Consider the following 18,240-nt stretch of genomic DNA (forward strand, 5'->3'; position numbering starts at 1 on the left):
CTGTATGGTTGCGGTTAACCTTGAGAAGAAATGCGTTTCATATCGGTCATGTAACCGCGTAATTCTAAACCGATTAATTCCACCGGATGGTTACGGATTTCATCATTAACGTCACGTAATGTCACATTGTCGATATCTACCGCCGGAGTCGGTTCCCCCAAGTCGCCTTTTTGTAAAGCCGGAATGATTTCTTTAGCCAGAATCGGAGTGGCAACGTTTGAGAATAAGTAGTTGCCGTATTCCGCCGTATCGGAAATAACCACGTTCATTTCGTATAAACGTTTACGGGCGATAGTATTTGCGATTAACGGCAATTCATGCAAGGATTCGTAGTATGCGGATTCCTCGTAAATACCGCTTGCCACCATGGCATCAAATGCCATTTCTACGCCGGCTTTTACCATCGCAACCATTAATACGCCGTTATCAAAGTATTCCTGTTCGGAAATTTTGATGCCGTCGGCTTTCGGTGCGTTTTCGAAAGCGGTCTTACCGGTTGCTTCGCGCCAAGCCAATAAATCTTTATCGCCGTTAGCCCAGTCTTCCATCATAACGCGGGAGAATTCGCCGCTGATGATGTCGTCCATGTGTTTCAGGTATAAGAAACCTAATTTTTCTTTAATTTGTTCGGAAAGCTCGAATGCACGCAGTTTCGCCGCATTGGACAGACGATCCATCATTAATGTAATACCGCCTTGTTTTAAGGCTTCGGTGATGGTTTCCCAACCGTATTGAATAAGCTTGCCCGCATAAGCCGGATCTTTACCGTCTGCGATTAATTTGTCGTAACATACGATCGAACCTGCTTGTAACATACCGCAAAGAATGGTTTGTTCGCCCATTAAGTCGGATTTTACTTCCGCAACGAATGAGGATTCTAATACGCCCGCACGGTCGCCGCCGGTTGCACTCGCCCATGCTTTTGCGATCGCCATACCTTCGCCTTTCGGATCGTTCGCCGGATGAACGGCGATTAAAGTAGGCACGCCGAACCCGCGTTTATATTCTTCACGCACTTCCGTACCCGGGCATTTTGGTGCGGACATTACAACGGTAATATCTTCACGAATTTGTTCGCCCACTTCAACGATGTTGAAACCGTGAGAATAACCGAATGCTGCACCTTGTTTCATTAACGGCATTACATCGGATACGACTTTTGAATGCTGTTTATCCGGTGTTAAGTTGATGACTAAATCGGCAGTCGGAATTAATTCTTCATATGTCCCTACTTTAAAGCCGTTTTCGGTTGCGCGTTGGAATGAAGGGCGTTTTTCTTCGATCGCCGCTTTACGCAAAGCATAGCTGATGTCCAAGCCGGAATCGCGCATATTTAAACCTTGGTTTAGACCTTGGGCGCCGCAACCTACGATTACAATTTTTTTACCTTTTAAGAAATTGCAACCGTCGGAAAATTCGCTGCGATCCATAAAGCGGCAACGACCTAATTGATCAAGCTTTTCACGTAAATTCAGCGTATTAAAATAATTAGACATGGTGTTTTCCTTTTTTTACCGGATGAAATATGCAAACGATTATACGCTTTTTTTATGTTGCGTAAATTGATATTATCGGAATTTGTTATTGTGATTTGTGCAATTTAAAAGAGGTTTTTATGTCCAATCCGATTCTTGGTTTTCACCATATTGCCGTTATTGTTTCCGACTATGAAAAATCCAAAGTCTTTTATACGCAGATTCTCGGCGCCCGAATTCTGGCGGAAACTTACCGGAACGCCCGTCAAAGTTATAAACTGGATCTTGCTTTTGCCGACGGTTCACAAATTGAATTGTTCAGTTTTCCCGCTCCGCCCGCGCGTCCGAACCGACCGGAAGCCTGCGGCTTGCGCCATTTGGCATTTCGGGTGGCGGATGTACAAAGCGCGGTGGATTTTTTACAAGAAAATCAGGTGGAATGCGAACCGATTCGAATTGACGAATTAACCGGTAAACAATTTACGTTTTTTAAAGATCCCGACGGATTGCCGTTAGAGATCTACCAAATTTAGAGAATTTTTATGAATTTCAATGATCTTTCCCTTTTTTTACAACTATCGGAAACCAAGAATTTCAGTAAAACGGCCAGGCAAAGCCATATGTCGCCTTCTACGCTGTCCCGCCAAATTCAACGGATGGAACAGGAATTAGGCGGTGTATTGTTTTTGCGAGATAACCGTCAGGTGCAACTGACGGAATTAGGCGAACAATTCGCGCAATTTGCCAAACGGAGCCGGGCGGATTGGCAGAATTTTCAAAGCCAAGTGCGCTCGAATTCGGCAGAATTATCGGGTGAACTTAAATTATTCTGTTCGGTTACCGCCGCTTACAGCCATTTGCCGCAAGTACTGAAAAATTTCCGATTACGCTATCCGAAGGTGGAAATTCAACTTACCACGGGAGACGCGGCTTCGGCAATCCAGTTGGTGCAAACCCAGCAAGTGGATCTTGCCCTGGCGGGAAAACCGTTAAATTTGCCGAATGCCGTGGTTTTTCATCCTATCGATGAGGTATCGCTTGCGCTGATTGCGCCGAGAGTAGCCTGTCCCGCCACCCAGTTATTACAGCAAGAGCCGGTGAATTGGCAGGAAATGCCGTTTATTCTACCGGTGGAAGGACCGGTCCGGCAGAGGATCGATCAATGGTTCCGCCAGAAAAAAATCAAACATCCGAAAATTTATGCCACGGTATCCGGCCATGAAGGAATAGTACCCATGGTGGCATTAGGCTGCGGGTTGGCGTTGCTACCCGATGTGGTGATTAAAAACAGTCCGATGAATACGCAAATTTCCTCGTTAACCTTTGATACCGCTATTGCTCCGCTTGAATTAGGGTTCTGCGCACAGAAAAAAGTTTGGAATTACCGCTGATTCAGGCTTTTTGGCAATGCCTGCCCGATTAATTCTGTGATTTGTATTCCGGATTTTACTATAAAGACTTGGCGAAATCCGACCGCACTTTCATACTCTTCTACAACAATTATTAATGATTTTTTAATCTCCCATATCGGTAACAGTGCGGTCGATTTTATGGATAAATATACGGAAACCTTATTGCGCTTATTGCAAGTTCCCCGGCTGGGCGCGAACACCGTCAGTCAGATTCTCACCACCATCGAGTTAAACACCCTGCTGTCTTACGATGCCGACGCCTTTTACGCCATCGGTTGGACGACATATCAGATCAAACGTTGGTTTAAGCCGGAACGTAAATATATCGATCCCGCACTGGAATGGGGACAAAAACGCGGTAATCAGATTATCCATTGTTTCCATTTGGACTATCCTTATTTACTTAAGCAAATTGAAAGTTCGCCGCCCGTACTGTTTGTACAGGGGAACACGGGGTTGTTAATTCATCCGCAAATCGCTATCGTCGGTAGTCGTTATTGCAGCGATTACGGCAGTTATTGGGCAAAATACTTTGCGGCGGAATTGTGTGCCGCCGGTTTTGCCGTCACCAGCGGGTTGGCTAAAGGGATTGACGCCTACAGTCATCAGGCGGCGCTGGATGTACAGGGTAAAACCGTTGCAGTGTTAGGAAACGGATTAAACCAAATTTATCCGGCCGTTAACCGAAAGCTTGCGCAAGCGATTTTGGATAACGATGGAACGTTGGTAACGGAATTTATTCCCGATCAACCGCCGCTTCCCGCCAATTTCCCCCGCCGTAACCGAATAATCAGCGGATTGTCTCTGGCAACGCTGGTCGTGGAAGCATCCGCACGCAGCGGTTCGCTGATTACTGCGCGTTTTGCTTTGGAACAAAACCGCGAGGTGTTCGCTATTCCGGGTAATCTCAACAACGATTTCAGCAGAGGGTGCCATAAATTGATCAAGCAGGGGGCAATGCTGGTGGAAAATGCTAAAGACGTTATTGAAAATATTCCCTATTACGGTTTTACCAATATGCAGCTTCGGGATGTGAAAGATGTACTGAAAGCGACCGTACCCTGTCCGAACCCGCGACCGCCTTCCGCTCGTCATCCGGATCCGCAGCATCCCGATTTATTCAAACTGATCGGACATGATTTGATCAGCGTGGACGAATTGGCGACGCAAACGGGATTAGGCGTAGAAGCGCTTCTGATTCAGCTACTGGATCTTGAATTGCAGGATTTAATTTTGTGCGAAGACGGCGGATATCGTCGTCAGTGGTAAAAATGCAAAAAAATTATAAAAAAAACGACCGCACTTTCTGATACAATATTAACGTCTGTTTATCCTGCCTAAACGGTTGTGACGAAGAGTTTTTTGTCAAAAAAGGATTTTTAAAACATTTACAGACCTATTGCTATTTAGTCAGAAAGGAACGCTTATTTATGTCAGTTTTAGGAAGATACCATTCATTTGAATCCTGCGGTACGGTGGACGGACCCGGTATTCGTTTTATTCTCTTTTTGCAAGGCTGTTTGATGCGTTGTCTGTATTGCCATAATCGTGATACGTGGGATTTACACGGCGGAAAAGAAATCAGCGTAGAAGAACTGATGAAAGAGGTGGTCACGTACAAACCTTTCATGCGGGCTTCCGGCGGCGGCGTTACGGCATCGGGCGGCGAAGCGATTTTACAGCCGAAATTCGTGCTTGAGTGGTTCCGTGCCTGTAAAGCGGAAGGCATCGACACTTGTCTGGACACTAACGGATTTGTACGCCATTACGAGTTGATTGACGAACTGTTAGATGTGACGGATCTGGTTCTGCTTGATTTGAAAGAAATGAATGATCGCGTCCACCAAAGCCTGATCGGTGTGCCGAATAAACGTGTGCTGGATTTTGCGAAGTATCTGGAAAAGCGCAATCAGCGTACTTGGATTCGCCATGTCGTGGTGCCCGGTTATACGGATAATGACGAAGATTTACATCTGCTGGGACAATTTACCCAAAATATGAGAAATATCGAGAAAATCGAGTTATTGCCTTATCACCGTTTGGGGGCTCACAAATGGGCGGTATTAGGCGATAAATATCAGCTTGAAGATGTAAAACCGCCGACCAAAGAATCCATGGAACACATTAAAGCTTTGCTCGAAAGTTACGGACATGAAGTGAAGTATTAAACCGTCGACCATCATCACAGATTAAGCTATTTATCAAAGGGAACAAAAACGTTCCCTTTTTTGACCGCACTTTTTGACGGATCCTTCCGCCGGTAACGAAAGCTGTCAGGACAAAATATGATGCGGCATATGTATGGCTGCATATTGAACCAAGTTATTCTCACAGGGTCTAATATTCGTAATTTGTTAAATCGCTATTTATTGGAGAATACTATGGATTTTAATAAAATTCTGAACCAGGTTTTAACTACCGCACAAGAACAAGTCAGTAAAACCATGAGCGGCAATAGCACCATGGATAAAATTACCAAAGCGGGCGGCGGAGCGGCGGCTATCGGGATTTTATCTATGATTTTCGGTCGCAGCGGCGGTGCGAGTTTAACCAAACTAGGTTCGCTTGCCGCATTAGGCAGCCTTGCTTATCAGGCTTATCAATCTTACCAGGCCAAGCAAGGTCAGCAGGCTCCGCAGGTTGAAGAAACCGACTTTACCGAAAGCGCTCGAAATTCGGATGCCGGTCAAGTGATTTTACAGGCGATGATTGCGGCGGCGGCAGCGGACGGTGCGATTAGCGAAGAAGAAAAACAGGCGATTTTGAATGAAGCCGATAATGATGCGGAGGTGCAACTATGGTTGGAACAGGCGATCAATTCACCTGCGACGCCGGCGCAGATTGCCGCTCAAGTAGGAAATGACGCCGCACTGGCCGCGCAGGTTTATTTAGCCGCCCGAGTGGTGTGTAAAGAGCTGGATCGCAAAGAAATCGTGTTCTTAGCTAATCTGGCTCAAGCTCTCGGCTTAGATGAACAGTTGGTGGAAGAATTGGAAAAACGTGCAGGATTTTAATTTTACGGTTAAAATTTCTCATTTATTCTCTAGGGTCTGTTTATGAAAGATAAACGGACCCTAATTAAATGTAAGGAACTGAATTCTGTTGGTACGGCATTCGGAGTTTCATTTATCGGCATTTTAAACCTGATATTTGGTTTTATCGCCGATGTCAAAGTGCAACGGCATTCTGATTTTCCGGATAAATAACACGGTAAACAACAGGGCACAGGCTGCACTGAGGATTTTTTGCGGCAATGAAAGCGATATAACGGTACACAGCCAAAGCAATGCTACAAGAAGCGGCATAAAATTCAGCGCCCAAACCCGGAAGCAGAAATATTCTTTAAACGCCAGTCCGCCGAGCGTCAGTAATACGCCGCCGAGGGCCAGCTCCGTTTGCCCGAAGGCGTGGCAAAGCAACGCAAGCCAGGTTGCCATTTGCAGTAATAGCCGGAAAGATTTAAGGTAAATATGCAATGATGACGCGCATAATGCGGCGGCGACCAATAAACCGAAATACCCCCATTGAGCCGAATAAGGCAGCAGGGCAAGCGCGCAAGCCGCAACAATAAAACCCGAACGATAAAGACAAACCGTGAGTTTGTCCAGAAAATCCATCGGCGATCGAATATGTGGATCAGCCATATTGCCTCCTTTTTGATTTGTTGCGCTAATTATTGCGGCACGCCGCGCAGCAGAGGTTCGTATTTAAACGGCGGTTGCGAAGTAGGCGCCGGTAAATCGCTGAACAGTAAAATAAACGGTTTCGGCGGCGTGACTTTTTCGTTGCGCCACAGCTGTCCCATACCGACTAATTGGATATCCGCCGGTAAATGCCGTAATTCCGCCTGCAGTACCGCGATGGTATTTTTACGCGGGTGGCCGATAACAATCGCTACGCCGTGTTGACGGGCATGTTGTAATGCCCGTTGGAATTGACGCTGAACATCGCCGAAATTATCACTGTCATCCAGAAAAACATGACGTTCCAGTACACTCACGCCCTCCAGCTTCGCTATTTTGCCGGCGACGCTTTTTCCGATGGTTCGACTGTCCAAAAAGAACAGCCCCTGTCGCTGCAAAATACGCATCAAACGGGTCATTAATGTGGGATCGGCGGTAGCGGCGCTGCCCATATGATTGTTCATGCCGATAGCATGGCTGACGATCTGTTTGGCGCGTTGAACCCGTTGTTCCACTTCCTGTTGCGACATGCCGACCGATAAACCGCCTTCTTCGATTTTCATATTATTCACGGGCTGCATCGGCATATGGATTAAAATATCCCGTCCTTGCTGCCACGCTTGTCGGTTGCGCTGTGCCGCATAAGGCGCAACGGGAATAATCGCCACCGAAACCGCTTTCGGCATAGCGAGAATTTGTGCGTCTTCTTTCGGATGATAACCTATATCATCGATTACGATGGCAAGTTTGTGCGGTTGAGCCGCAACAAATCGGGCTGGTTGTGCCGAAACAGACAAGGAGAAAAGTGCGGTCGAAAAAACGGTAATTTTTTTGACCGCACTTTTGACGGATGGAAGCGGGAATAAACGGCTCATTAGCGCAACCAATTCATCGGATTTACCGCATTACCCTGGCGGCGGATTTCAAAATACAGCGATGAACGACCTTGTCCGCCGCTATTACCTACTTCGGCGATTTTTTGTCCGGCGTTCACCAGAGAACCGGAACGGACGAAAACCGCCTGATTATAGCCGTACAGCGACATATCACCTTTGCCGTGATCGATGACCACTACCTGTCCGTAACCGGCTAGCCAACTGGCTAAAATGACGCGTCCGCCGGTAATGGCTTTCACCGCCGTCCCTGTTCCTGCCGCGATGACAATACCTTTCCATTTTACTTCGCCCGCCTGAACTGAGCCGAACTTATGCAGAATTTTACCTGCCACCGGAAACGGATATTTACCGGCCAAACCGTTACCGGAGCGCATAAGTTGTTTTTCCCGTACGGTCGGTTGATAGGTTTTATTGGTACGTTTTTCTTCCGCCTGTTTTTTCTGTGCCAGTTGTTCCCGTTCGCGTTTTTCTTGTTGCCGGGCGGCCTGTGCCGCGCGGTTGATTTCCGCCCGCAACGCATTTTCGTTGGCTTTCAGCGTTTCCAGTCTGTTTTGATCGCGTTGTAAGGTTCTGTTTAATTGAGTTAATGTGCTTTGACGTTCATTGCGGACTTTTTGTAACGCTTGCCGTTGCTTTTTCTGTTCGGATAATTGCTGTTGTTGCTCGGCTTGCTGTTCCGCCAGGTAGTTTTTCTGTTCCTCTAACTGCGTACGCGTAGCCTTCAGTTTGTCGATTAACGCCAAACGGGTTTTGTTCATGTGTTTGGAGTATACCATCATGCGATCGTTATTTTTCGCATCGTCGGAGAGCAGGTGTTCAATGACGGAATTAGGGTTGCCGGAACGGTAAATGGCATCCAATTGTCGGGCCAGTTTGTTTTTTTGCTGTCGTTCCTGCTGCTCTAACAGTCTGATTTGTTTATTGGTATCCGCGATGATTTTTTTTGTCTCTTGCAACGAGCTTTCGGTTTCGCGCAGCGATCCCACCAGATCGTTGATTTTGTTTTCCTGAAATTTTAAGCTGGATTGCAGTTTGTTTTGTTCGCGTTTTTGGGAGGCGATTTTTTGTTCCTGCTGCTTAATTTGACTTTGAATTTGGTTTAAATCCGCCGCCCGAGCGAAAAACGACAAAAGCACACAGCCGCATAAAAGTGCGGTCAGATTTTTGGCTGTTTTAAACGGCGAAAAGCACAACATTCAAACGAATTCCTATGAATAATAACTAGTGCATAAATATACCATTATTTTTGCGAAAGATCAGAAAACATTCGCTTTCCGCTTTTAAATCTACCTATTTTTTGCTATAACGTACAGCGAATAACAGATTCATTAACTTAGTAGGAGTTCCTCATGCAATTAGTATTTATTCGTCACGGTTTAAGCGAATGGAATGCGTTAAACCTTTTCACCGGCTGGAGAGACGTAAACCTGAGCGAAAAAGGCGTGGAAGAAGCCAAAGAGGCGGGGCGTAAATTAAAAGCCGCCGGTTTCGAATTCGACATCGCATTTACTTCCGTATTAACCCGTGCGATTAAAACCTGTAACTTAGTGTTGGAAGAATCCGACCAATTATGGGTGCCGCAAATCAAAACCTGGCGTTTAAACGAGCGTCACTACGGCGGTCTGCAAGGTTTGAATAAAGCGGAAGCGGCGGCCGAACACGGCGACGAACAAGTCCGTATCTGGCGTCGTTCATATGATGTGTTACCGCCGGTTTTGGATCCGAAAGATCCGAATTCAGCGCATAACGACCGTCGTTACGCACATTTACCGGCGGATGTGGTTCCGGATTGCGAAAACTTAAAAGTGACGCTGGATCGCGTATTACCGTTCTGGGAAGACCAAATTGCACCGGCAATTAAAGCGGGTAAACGCGTGCTAGTGGCGGCGCACGGTAACTCGTTGCGTGCATTGGCAAAACATATCGAAGGTATTTCCGACGAAGACATTATGGGTTTGGAAATTCCGACCGGTCAACCGTTAGTATATGAATTAGACGATAACCTGAAAGTGCTCAGTAAACGTTATCTTTAATTCTGATCAAGCATAAAACGCCGCATTTATATTGCGGCGTTTTTTATTACTTTTGAATTGGAAGAAGTGCGGTTAAAATATGGAAAATTTTAACCGCACTTTTAAATGTTATGAATATTTTAATTATCGCTCCGTCGTGGGTCGGCGACATGATGATGTCGCACAGTCTGTACCAAGTCCTGAAAGCGCAATATCCGGGCTGCCATATTGACGTCTTAGCACCGAATTGGAGCAAACCTTTGTTGGAACGCATGCCCGAAGTGCGTAAATCGATCACCATGCCGCTCGGACACGGTACGTTTAATTTAACCGAACGTTATCGAATCGGAAAATCTTTGCGTAATCAATATGATATGGCGATTGTGTTGCCGAATTCGCTGAAATCCGCATTTATTCCGTTTTTCGCAAAAATTGCCGTGCGACGTGGCTGGAAAGGGGAATCCCGTTATGTTTTCCTGAATGATTTACGCGCCAATAAAAACGATTACCCGATGATGGTACAACGTTATGTGGCGTTAGCCTATGAAAAAGATGATGTTCCGACAGCGGAAAATCTGCCGATTCCAACCCCTTGTTTAACCGTCGAACAAAGCGCGGTGGAAAAAACCAAAGAAAAATTCTCTACCCAGTTTGAGTTGGCGGAAAATCGTCCGGCAATCGGCTTTTGCCCCGGCGCCGAATTCGGGCCGGCAAAACGCTGGCCGCATTATCATTATGCAAAGTTAGCGGAAATGCTGATTGAAAAAGGTTACGGTATTCATTTGTTCGGTTCCGCCAAAGATGTGGAAGCGGGGGAGCAGATTCGTTCGGCTTTGCCTGAAGCATTGCGTCGTTATTGTGTCAATCTGGCGGGACAAACTCAGTTAAACGAAGCGGTGGATTTAATCAGCGATTGTACGGCGATGGTGACTAACGACAGTGGGCTTATGCATATTTCCGCGGCGGTAAATCGCCCGCTGGTTGCGGTTTATGGTCCGACTAGTCCGCAATACACTCCCCCTCTATCGGACAAAGCGGTGATTATTCGTTTAATTGACGGCGGTTTGATTAAAATCCGTAAAGGAGCAGACAGTTCGGAAGGGTATCATAAGAGTCTGATTGATATTACGCCGGTAATGGTGATGGAAAAACTGGAAACGTTACTGGCTAAAAAATAAAGTCAGAATTGCTATGGACGTGTTAAGCCTGGTGCAGAATATGTCGATTGTCGACAAAGTCTTGCCGACATAATGTTCATCATTGATTATTATCGCGTTGGTATCAGTGAGTGCGTGGTGTTTGCTGTCTTATTGCGATAAACTCAGGAATTTTTGACCGCCCTTTAGGTGTCGAAATGATCAAAGCAGGACGAATAAAAAATGCGTGTGAATGGGCGCGCATTTTTTATTGCTTGAAAGTCATTTCGTACATTTCCAATCCCAGTCCCGGGTGGCAAGGTAAGTCATTTCTTTGTCGACGGCGTATTTTTTCAGATAACCGATCAGCTTAACGTTGCTCATTTTCGCTAATTTTCGTGTGTTCGGCATAATTTGCGAATATTGATATTGTACGAAACCGCAATCCGCTACATTTTTGCCTTTCGCTACGTTAATTTGCCAGTTATTGAATTTTTCCGACGGCGAATGAATCACAAAAGAATATAAATAGGGATCTTTTTCCGTTAAGTTAAAATGCTTAATACCGCTTACGGCAAAGCTTTTTTCGCGTAACTCGATACGATCCGCAAGGGTTCTGCTTTCGTCTTTATCGAAAAACACTTCAATCAAACTGTTCCAGTTTTTGGCGCTTTCGTTTTTGTCGAAATAGAGGTAACGGGCGACGGGGCCGAGATCCACTTGTTTTTTCAGATAATAGGTTTTGCCGTTATGTTTCAGTGTTTTCGGTACTTGTAATTGTAGCGTCGGTTGTGACTCACTTTCCGTTTTATACGTGGTTGAGCTGACACAACCGGTCAAAAGTGCGGTCAAAAAAAACGTTAAAATTTTGTTCATAAATTACTCGCTTATATCGCGTTTAAACACCCATTCCCGCTCCGTAGAAACGGAATCGTCGAACTGATAGCCGCCCAAATTAAAATGTTTTAATTGCTCGATTCGATTAATACGCTGAGTGATTAGATAACGGCTCATCAAGCCACGGGCTTTTTTGGCATAAAAGCTGATGACTTTATATTTTCCGTTTTTGTGATCCAAAAAAACCGGTTTAACGATACGAGCCTGTAATTTACTTGGTTTTACAACTTTGTAATATTCATCTGACGCGAGGTTGATCAGCACGTCGTCGCCCTGTTCGTCCAAGGCGTTTTGCAGCGATTCGGTGATAATTTCACCCCAAAATTGATATAAATCTTTGCCTTTTGCGGTGGCGAGTTTGGTGCTCATTTCAAGCCGGTAAGGCTGCATTAAATCCAACGGGCGCAATAAGCCGTACAACCCGGATAGCATACGTAAGTGAGATTGGGCGAATTGAATGTCTTCGGCGGTTAAGCTGTCTGCATCCAAACCGGTATAAACGTCGCCGCGAAAAGCATAAATGGCAGCGCGTGCATTTTGTTCGTTATGTTCTTTTTGCCAGTCGGCGAAACGGGCGGCGTTCAATCCGGCGAGTTTGTCGCTGACGGACATTAAGGATCCGATTTCGGCCGGTGTCAGTTGACGGCAGACGTCGATCAGTTGCTGACTGTAATCCGTTAAGAGCGGTTGGGTAACGGCGAGTTTTGGCACCGCGCTTTGATAATCCAGCGTTTTTGCCGGTGAAATAATTGCTAACATAGAATTTAAATATTGTCTAATTGCCAGTTAATTTCGGAAATATGATGACGACGTAAATAGTCGTTTGTCTGTGTAAAATGGCCGCAGCCGAAGAAACCGCGATGGGCGGATAGCGGCGAAGGGTGCGGCGCCGTTAATACGCAGTGTTTGCTGCGATCAATAAATTGTCCTTTCTTTTGTGCGTGACTGCCCCAAAGCAGAAAGACCAAATGTTCCCGTTGTTCGTTTAACGCGTGAATTACGTGATCGGTAAAGGTTTCCCAGCCGAAATCGGCGTGGGAATGCGCTTGACCGCGTTCGACGGTTAACACTGTATTGAGCAACAATACACCCTGTTGCGCCCATTGCTCCAAAGAACCGTGATTCGGCATATGAAAATCGGGATATTCGTTTGACAATTCCTTGTACATATTCATCAGTGACGGAGGCGGGGCGACCGGCGGCTTCACCGAAAACGCCAAACCGTGCGCCTGATTGGGACCGTGATAAGGATCCTGCCCTAACAGCACGACTTTCACTTGATCAAATTCGGTTAGTTTAAAGGCGTTAAAAATATCGGCTTGGGGCGGATAAACGACTTTTCCCGAGGCTCGAGCCTGATGCACTTGCGCAAGAATATGCTGAAAATAGGGTTGCGTTTTTTCATTACCGATGACGTCTTTCCAGGTTTTCATATATCGTCCTTTGCCGTTAATTATCGTTAAATTATAAATAAGTGCGGTCGGATTAGATAGTCTTTTGTCAAAGAATTCTCGATAACCCTATGAAAAATAAGCTTTTTAAAATTATATGATTGATTTATATCAAATTCTTTATTATTTTAGCGTGAAAATAAATTTGATTTTGGTCAAAAAATGGTTGATCTGCTCAAATTTTTTGATAAAATTTTCGTCAACTTTTGAAGATTTTAATTCCCAACAGCCAAATGGAGGCACTCATGATTAAAGGTATCCAAATTACTCAAGCGGCAAATGACAGCTTATTAAACTCATTCTGGTTATTAGACAGTGACAAAGGTGAAGCCCGTTGTTTAGCGGCGAAATCCGGTTTCGCTGAAGACCAAGTAGTTGCCGTAAGCGAATTAGGTCAGTTCGAATACCGTGAATTACCGCTTGACGTTCAACCTTCCGTAAAAGTAGAAGGCGGTCAACACTTAAACGTTAACGTGTTACGTCGCGAAACTTTGGAAGATGCGGTAAAACATCCTGAAAACTATCCGCAATTAACCATCCGTGTTTCCGGTTATGCGGTACGTTTTAACTCATTAACACCTGAACAGCAACGTGATGTTATTACGCGTACTTTCACTGAATCGCTATAATTGATTTGTGAACTTTATGAATTTAGCCCCAAAGGTGACTTTGGGGCTGTTTTTTTTGCAAAAATCTTTTAATTTGCGACCGCACTTCTAGCCGTTTCATCGACTTTCAGGTACAATTCATCGATTAAATTTTCACATTCTATTATTGATTTTTTACCGTTTATTTATGAAAAACATTCGTAACTTTTCCATTATTGCACACATCGACCACGGCAAATCCACGCTTTCCGACCGTCTAATTCAAACCTGCGGCGGATTGTCTGATCGGGAAATGGAAGCGCAAGTACTGGATTCAATGGATCTCGAACGCGAACGCGGGATCACTATTAAAGCTCAAAGCGTAACACTCGACTATAAAGCCAAAGACGGCGAAACTTATCAGTTAAACTTTATCGATACCCCGGGGCATGTGGACTTTTCTTATGAGGTTTCCCGTTCTCTTGCCGCTTGCGAAGGCGCATTATTGGTGGTGGATGCCGGGCAGGGAGTGGAAGCGCAAACTCTGGCGAACTGTTATACCGCTATTGAAATGAATTTAGAAGTAGTACCGGTGTTAAATAAAATCGATTTGCCGGCGGCGGATCCGGAACGTGTTGCGGAAGAGATCGAAGACATTGTCGGTATTGACGCTATGGAAGCAGTGCGTTGTTCCGCTAAAACGGGACTCGGCATTGAAGAGGTGCTGGAAGAAATCGTGCATAAAATTCCGGCACCGGAAGGCGATCCGAATGCACCGTTACAAGCATTGATTATCGATTCCTGGTTTGATAATTATTTGGGCGTGGTGTCACTTGTCCGCGTAAAAAACGGTATGTTGAAAAAAGGCGATAAAATTAAGGTGATGTCCACCGGACAGGCTTATAACGTGGATCGTTTGGGAATTTTCACGCCGAAACAGGTAGATAGAACCGAATTAACCACCGGCGAAGTGGGATGGGTAGTTTGCGCCATTAAAGATATTTTAGGTGCGCCCGTGGGGGATACTTTAACCCATCAGCATAATCCGGCAACGGCCGCATTACCGGGCTTCAAGAAAGTAAAACCGCAGGTTTACGCGGGTTTATTCCCCGTCAGTTCGGACGATTATGAAGCGTTCCGGGATGCTTTGGGTAAGTTGAGTCTGAATGACGCTTCTCTGTTTTATGAGCCGGAAACTTCAAGTGCGTTGGGCTTCGGCTTCCGCTGCGGTTTTCTGGGACTTCTGCACATGGAAATTATTCAGGAACGTTTGGAACGGGAATATGATCTGGATTTAATTACCACGGCGCCGACGGTGGTGTATGAAGTCGAACTCACTAATGGTGAAGTGGTCTATGTAGACAGCCCGTCAAAATTACCGCCGTTAAATAATATTGGCGACATCCGAGAGCCTATTGCGGAATGTAATATGTTGGTGCCGCAGGAATATTTAGGGAATGTGATCACACTTTGCGTGGAGAAACGCGGCGTACAAACCAATATGGTTTATCACGGCAACCAAATTGCATTGACCTATGACATTCCGATGGGTGAAGTGGTATTGGATTTCTTCGACCGTTTGAAATCCACTTCTCGCGGTTATGCCTCGTTGGATTATAGTTTCAAACGTTTCCAATCCGCTAATATGGTACGAGTGGATATTATGATCAATGGCGATCGTGTGGATGCGCTGGCGTTAATCGTGCATAAAGACAATGCGGTATACCGCGGACGCGAGTTAGTGGAAAAAATGAAGGAACTGATTCCGCGTCAGCAATTCGATATTGCCATTCAGGCGGCAATCGGTAATCAGGTGATCGCTCGTTCCACCGTGAAACAGTTGCGTAAAAACGTCTTGGCAAAATGTTACGGCGGTGACGTGAGCCGTAAGAAAAAACTGTTGCAGAAACAGAAAGAAGGGAAAAAACGCATGAAACAACTGGGGAATGTGGAAGTGCCGCAGGAAGCGTTTTTAGCCATTTTACACGTAGGTAAGGATTAAAAGGATAATTATGTCAAAACTCTTTCTTCCGATTTTATTAGCCGTCGGTTTTGCAGTTTGGAAAGTGTTGGATTCACTGCAATTACCCAATACATTCTCAATTTTGTTGATTTTACTGACCGCACTTTCCGGCATTTTATGGTGTTACCACCGATTTTCCGTTATACCTCGCCGAAACCGCCAAATTACCCGAGCGGAGCAGCGTAGCGGTCAGGCGCTGAGCGATGAGGAAAAAGCCAAAATCGAGCCGATAGGCGAGGGAGCAGAGTTTATCGCATCATTATTCCCGGTTTTGGCTTTCGTTTTAGTTTTGCGCTCTTTCCTGTTCGAACCGTTTCAGATTCCGTCCCAATCGATGGAACCGACTTTGCGTGTCGGCGATTTCATCGTGGTGGAAAAATATGCCTACGGTATCAAGGATCCGGTGTTTCAAAATACATTAATTGAAACCGGTAGCGTCAAACGAGGCGATGTTATCGTGTTTAAGGCACCGACACAGCCGAATATCGATTACATTAAACGCGTTATCGGTGTGGGCGGCGATCGCGTAATGTATAATGAGATCGAACGTAAGTTGACCATTGTATACGGACAAAACGGAAAAGTTTGCGAGGAAAACTGTCAAAGTAAAGAATTTAATTATAGTGAAGCGGTACCGAACGATGAGTTTAAGGCTATTTTAGGTAAAAATCCCGACGGTTCTTTTATTTATGGTCCTAGCATGTTGGAACTGACGGAAACCGGAGATGTCAATCATAAAATTCATTGGTTTCCGGAACCGATTTCGGAAGGATTTCGTTATCAGGCGTATGACAAACAGGAGTATTACATTACGGAATGGGTCGTTCCGGAGGGGCAATATTTCGTGATGGGTGATAACCGTAACATGAGTGAAGACAGTCGCTTCTGGGGATTTGTACCGGAGAAAAATATTGTAGGAAAAGCCACTTATATTTGGCTGAGTCTGGATAAAGAACCGAACCAGTGGCCGACCGGTATTCGTACGGAACGTTTATTCAGTAAAATTCAATAATTAATATGAAACATTTAGATAGATTACAGCATAAGATTGGCTACGAGTTTAGCAATCTTACCCTATTAAAACAGGCTCTGACGCACCGTAGCGCGGCAAAAGTCCATAATGAGCGTCTGGAATTTCTAGGTGATGCGATTCTGAACTTAACTATCGGCGAGGCGTTATATTTGCAGTTTCCCCATTGTAACGAGGGAGAATTAAGTCGTATGCGTGCGACGTTAGTTCGGGAAAAAACTCTAGCGGAATTGGCTCACCAGTTTGATTTAGGTAACTATATGGCGTTGGGGGCCGGTGAATTGAAAAGCGGCGGGTTTCGTCGCGCTTCTATTTTAGCTGACTGCGTAGAAGCGATTATCGGCGCTATGTCTTTGGACAGTAATTTACCGAAAACTATGGAAATTGTACGCCGTTGGTACGAAGTATTGTTACGGGATATTCAACCGGGTGAAAATCAGAAGGATCCTAAAACCCGGTTACAGGAATATTTACAAGGAAAACGCTTGGCGTTGCCGGCGTATAATGTAACTGATATTCAAGGTGAAGCCCATTGCCAAACTTTTACCGTGGAATGTCATGTAGAAAATTTGGATCGTACATTTGTCGGAGTGGCGGGCAGTCGTCGTAAAGCGGAACAAGTGGCGGCAGAACAAATTTTGAAAGTGTTGGATATTAAATGACAGATAAAGATTTAACTTTAAGTGAAAATGCAGAAAGCTATTGCGGTTTTATTGCTATCGTAGGACGCCCTAACGTGGGTAAATCCACTTTATTAAACAAAATATTAGGACAAAAGATTTCTATTACTTCCCGTAAAGCGCAAACGACCCGCCACCGTATAGTGGGAATTCATACGGAAGGTCCGTATCAAGCGGTTTATGTCGATACGCCGGGATTACATATTGAAGAAAAACGCGCTATTAACCGTTTAATGAATCGAGCAGCAAGCAGTGCGATCGGTGATGTGGATTTGATTATTTTTGTTGTAGACGGTACTCATTGGAACGAAGACGATGAAATGGTGCTGAATAAATTGCGTCAGGCGAAAGCGCCGGTCGTGCTGGCAATTAATAAAATCGACAATGTAAAAAATAAAGATGAGTTGCTACCCTTTATCACGGAATTAAGCGGAAAATTTAATTTTGCCGATATTGTACCGATTTCCGCTCAGCGGGGGAACAATGTGCATAAATTGCAGGAGATCGTACGTTGTTCGTTAAAACCAGGAATTCACCACTTCCCGGAAGATTATATAACCGATCGTTCCCAACGCTTTATGGCATCGGAAATTATCCGGGAAAAATTAATGCGTTTTATGGGAGAAGAATTACCTTATTCCGTTACGGTAGAAATCGAACAGTTCAAATTAAACGAACGAGGCGTTTATGAAATTAACGGATTGATTTTGGTAGAGCGTGAAGGCCAGAAAAAAATGGTGATCGGACAAGGCGGACAAAAAATCAAAGTTATCGGCACCGAGGCTCGCCAGGATATGGAACGTCTGTTTGATAATAAGGTTCATCTGGAATTATGGGTGAAAGTTAAATCCGGTTGGGCAGATGACGAACGGGCGTTGCGCAGCTTAGGGTATATGGAAGATTATTAGATTCCGGGTCTCTTTAAATGTAAAAAATCCGCACCTTTGTAGTCGGTCGT

The 18,240-nt window shown here is 45.1% G+C and carries 18 protein-coding genes and 1 pseudogene; 12 read left to right on the forward strand and 7 right to left on the reverse strand.

All coding sequences use genetic code 11. The annotated features are described in order from the left end of the window. Positions 1 to 14 precede the first annotated feature (14 nt). Positions 15 to 1,496 (reverse strand): ketol-acid reductoisomerase, encoded by a 1,482-nt coding sequence (gene ilvC, locus ASUC_RS02945; protein ID WP_012072318.1) that lies wholly within the window; start codon positions 1,494 to 1,496, stop codon positions 15 to 17. A 119-nt stretch (positions 1,497 to 1,615) separates the two neighbouring features. Between ilvC and gloA2 the strand changes: the two genes are divergently transcribed. From gloA2 to ASUC_RS02970, 5 genes and pseudogenes are all read left to right on the forward strand, one after another. Then, positions 1,616 to 2,008: an SMU1112c/YaeR family gloxylase I-like metalloprotein gene (gene gloA2 / locus ASUC_RS02950; protein ID WP_012072319.1), complete on the forward strand. Its 393-nt coding sequence runs from the start codon at positions 1,616 to 1,618 to the stop codon at positions 2,006 to 2,008. A 9-nt stretch (positions 2,009 to 2,017) separates the two neighbouring features. After that, positions 2,018 to 2,898: pseudogene (gene ilvY, locus ASUC_RS02955) on the forward strand (HTH-type transcriptional activator IlvY). A 127-nt stretch (positions 2,899 to 3,025) separates the two neighbouring features. Continuing rightward, on the forward strand, positions 3,026 to 4,156 hold the full coding sequence (dprA, locus tag ASUC_RS02960; protein WP_012072321.1) for a DNA-processing protein DprA: 1,131 nt from the start codon (positions 3,026 to 3,028) through the stop codon (positions 4,154 to 4,156). A gap of 161 nt (positions 4,157 to 4,317) precedes the next feature. Continuing rightward, on the forward strand, positions 4,318 to 5,055 hold the full coding sequence (gene pflA, locus ASUC_RS02965; RefSeq protein WP_012072322.1) for a pyruvate formate lyase 1-activating protein: 738 nt from the start codon (positions 4,318 to 4,320) through the stop codon (positions 5,053 to 5,055). A 213-nt stretch (positions 5,056 to 5,268) separates the two neighbouring features. Beyond that, positions 5,269 to 5,901 carry a tellurite resistance TerB family protein gene (locus ASUC_RS02970; RefSeq protein WP_012072323.1) on the forward strand — a complete coding sequence of 211 codons (633 nt, stop codon included), beginning with the start codon at positions 5,269 to 5,271 and terminating at the stop codon, positions 5,899 to 5,901. Positions 5,902 to 6,024: 123 nt separating this feature from the next. Here the strand turns inward: ASUC_RS02970 and ASUC_RS02975 are convergent, their stop codons facing one another. The 3 genes from ASUC_RS02975 to envC are packed head-to-tail and all read right to left on the reverse strand — an operon-like array spanning position 6,025 to position 8,662. Continuing rightward, a complete protein-coding gene (locus ASUC_RS02975) occupies positions 6,025 to 6,531 on the reverse strand; it encodes a DUF2301 domain-containing membrane protein (protein WP_012072324.1) in 507 nt (168 codons plus the stop codon). 29 nt (positions 6,532 to 6,560) lie between these two features. Then, positions 6,561 to 7,445 (reverse strand): divergent polysaccharide deacetylase family protein, encoded by an 885-nt coding sequence (locus tag ASUC_RS02980; protein WP_012072325.1) that lies wholly within the window; start codon positions 7,443 to 7,445, stop codon positions 6,561 to 6,563. Beyond that, positions 7,445 to 8,662 (reverse strand): murein hydrolase activator EnvC, encoded by a 1,218-nt coding sequence (gene envC / locus ASUC_RS02985; protein WP_012072326.1) that lies wholly within the window; start codon positions 8,660 to 8,662, stop codon positions 7,445 to 7,447. The genes ASUC_RS02980 and envC overlap by 1 nt, the downstream gene beginning before the upstream one ends. 153 nt (positions 8,663 to 8,815) lie before the next feature. On the opposite strand from envC, the gene ASUC_RS02990 reads away from it, so the two are divergent. After that, positions 8,816 to 9,499, forward strand: coding sequence for a 2,3-diphosphoglycerate-dependent phosphoglycerate mutase (locus ASUC_RS02990; RefSeq protein ID WP_012072327.1), 684 nt, complete (start codon positions 8,816 to 8,818; stop codon positions 9,497 to 9,499). Between the two features lie 110 nt (positions 9,500 to 9,609). Then, a complete protein-coding gene (gene waaF / locus ASUC_RS02995) occupies positions 9,610 to 10,656 on the forward strand; it encodes a lipopolysaccharide heptosyltransferase II (RefSeq protein WP_012072328.1) in 1,047 nt (348 codons plus the stop codon). A gap of 240 nt (positions 10,657 to 10,896) precedes the next feature. Here waaF and ASUC_RS03000 read toward each other — a convergent pair whose 3' ends face one another. The 3 genes from ASUC_RS03000 to ung are packed head-to-tail and all read right to left on the reverse strand — an operon-like array spanning position 10,897 to position 12,944. Beyond that, positions 10,897 to 11,490: a hypothetical protein gene (locus ASUC_RS03000; RefSeq protein WP_012072329.1), complete on the reverse strand. Its 594-nt coding sequence runs from the start codon at positions 11,488 to 11,490 to the stop codon at positions 10,897 to 10,899. Positions 11,491 to 11,493: 3 nt separating this feature from the next. Next, a complete protein-coding gene (gene yaaA / locus ASUC_RS03005; RefSeq protein ID WP_012072330.1) occupies positions 11,494 to 12,270 on the reverse strand; it encodes a peroxide stress protein YaaA in 777 nt (258 codons plus the stop codon). A gap of 5 nt (positions 12,271 to 12,275) precedes the next feature. Continuing rightward, positions 12,276 to 12,944, reverse strand: a complete 669-nt coding sequence (gene ung, locus ASUC_RS03010) for a uracil-DNA glycosylase (RefSeq protein WP_012072331.1) — start codon at positions 12,942 to 12,944, stop codon at positions 12,276 to 12,278. 263 nt (positions 12,945 to 13,207) lie between these two features. Here ung and grcA point away from each other — a divergent pair, with 263 nt between their 5' ends. The 5 genes from grcA (at position 13,208) to era (ending at position 18,190) form a co-directional block, all read left to right on the forward strand. Beyond that, entirely contained in the window at positions 13,208 to 13,591 is a 384-nt protein-coding gene (grcA, locus tag ASUC_RS03015) for an autonomous glycyl radical cofactor GrcA (RefSeq protein WP_012072332.1), read from the forward strand. Between the two features lie 166 nt (positions 13,592 to 13,757). Then, positions 13,758 to 15,551 (forward strand): translation elongation factor 4, encoded by a 1,794-nt coding sequence (gene lepA / locus ASUC_RS03020; protein WP_012072333.1) that lies wholly within the window; start codon positions 13,758 to 13,760, stop codon positions 15,549 to 15,551. A gap of 10 nt (positions 15,552 to 15,561) precedes the next feature. Then, positions 15,562 to 16,584 carry a signal peptidase I gene (lepB, locus tag ASUC_RS03025; RefSeq protein WP_012072334.1) on the forward strand — a complete coding sequence of 341 codons (1,023 nt, stop codon included), beginning with the start codon at positions 15,562 to 15,564 and terminating at the stop codon, positions 16,582 to 16,584. A gap of 5 nt (positions 16,585 to 16,589) precedes the next feature. Next, on the forward strand, positions 16,590 to 17,264 hold the full coding sequence (gene rnc / locus ASUC_RS03030) for a ribonuclease III (protein WP_012072335.1): 675 nt from the start codon (positions 16,590 to 16,592) through the stop codon (positions 17,262 to 17,264). Further along, a complete protein-coding gene (era, locus tag ASUC_RS03035) occupies positions 17,261 to 18,190 on the forward strand; it encodes a GTPase Era (RefSeq protein ID WP_012072336.1) in 930 nt (309 codons plus the stop codon). Before rnc ends, era begins: the two co-directional genes overlap by 4 nt. The last annotated feature ends 50 nt before the right edge of the window (positions 18,191 to 18,240 follow it).

The organism is Actinobacillus succinogenes 130Z (assembly GCF_000017245.1).
GTDB lineage: Bacteria > Pseudomonadota > Gammaproteobacteria > Enterobacterales > Pasteurellaceae > Exercitatus > Exercitatus succinogenes.

Coding starts and splice junctions, on each gene's coding strand:
- ASUC_RS03000 (WP_012072329.1), bottom strand. CDS start 11,490: ATGAACAAAATTTTAACGTTTTTTTTGACCGCACTTTTGACCGGTTGT.
- ilvC (WP_012072318.1), bottom strand. CDS start 1,496: ATGTCTAATTATTTTAATACGCTGAATTTACGTGAAAAGCTTGATCAA.
- grcA (WP_012072332.1), top strand. CDS start 13,208: ATGATTAAAGGTATCCAAATTACTCAAGCGGCAAATGACAGCTTATTA.
- era (WP_012072336.1), top strand. CDS start 17,261: ATGACAGATAAAGATTTAACTTTAAGTGAAAATGCAGAAAGCTATTGC.
- ASUC_RS02980 (WP_012072325.1), bottom strand. CDS start 7,445: ATGAGCCGTTTATTCCCGCTTCCATCCGTCAAAAGTGCGGTCAAAAAA.
- waaF (WP_012072328.1), top strand. CDS start 9,610: ATGAATATTTTAATTATCGCTCCGTCGTGGGTCGGCGACATGATGATG.
- ASUC_RS02975 (WP_012072324.1), bottom strand. CDS start 6,531: ATGGCTGATCCACATATTCGATCGCCGATGGATTTTCTGGACAAACTC.
- dprA (WP_012072321.1), top strand. CDS start 3,026: ATGGATAAATATACGGAAACCTTATTGCGCTTATTGCAAGTTCCCCGG.
- ASUC_RS02970 (WP_012072323.1), top strand. CDS start 5,269: ATGGATTTTAATAAAATTCTGAACCAGGTTTTAACTACCGCACAAGAA.
- ung (WP_012072331.1), bottom strand. CDS start 12,944: ATGAAAACCTGGAAAGACGTCATCGGTAATGAAAAAACGCAACCCTAT.
- lepA (WP_012072333.1), top strand. CDS start 13,758: ATGAAAAACATTCGTAACTTTTCCATTATTGCACACATCGACCACGGC.
- yaaA (WP_012072330.1), bottom strand. CDS start 12,270: ATGTTAGCAATTATTTCACCGGCAAAAACGCTGGATTATCAAAGCGCG.
- envC (WP_012072326.1), bottom strand. CDS start 8,662: ATGTTGTGCTTTTCGCCGTTTAAAACAGCCAAAAATCTGACCGCACTT.
- lepB (WP_012072334.1), top strand. CDS start 15,562: ATGTCAAAACTCTTTCTTCCGATTTTATTAGCCGTCGGTTTTGCAGTT.
- gloA2 (WP_012072319.1), top strand. CDS start 1,616: ATGTCCAATCCGATTCTTGGTTTTCACCATATTGCCGTTATTGTTTCC.
- ASUC_RS02990 (WP_012072327.1), top strand. CDS start 8,816: ATGCAATTAGTATTTATTCGTCACGGTTTAAGCGAATGGAATGCGTTA.
- rnc (WP_012072335.1), top strand. CDS start 16,590: ATGAAACATTTAGATAGATTACAGCATAAGATTGGCTACGAGTTTAGC.
- pflA (WP_012072322.1), top strand. CDS start 4,318: ATGTCAGTTTTAGGAAGATACCATTCATTTGAATCCTGCGGTACGGTG.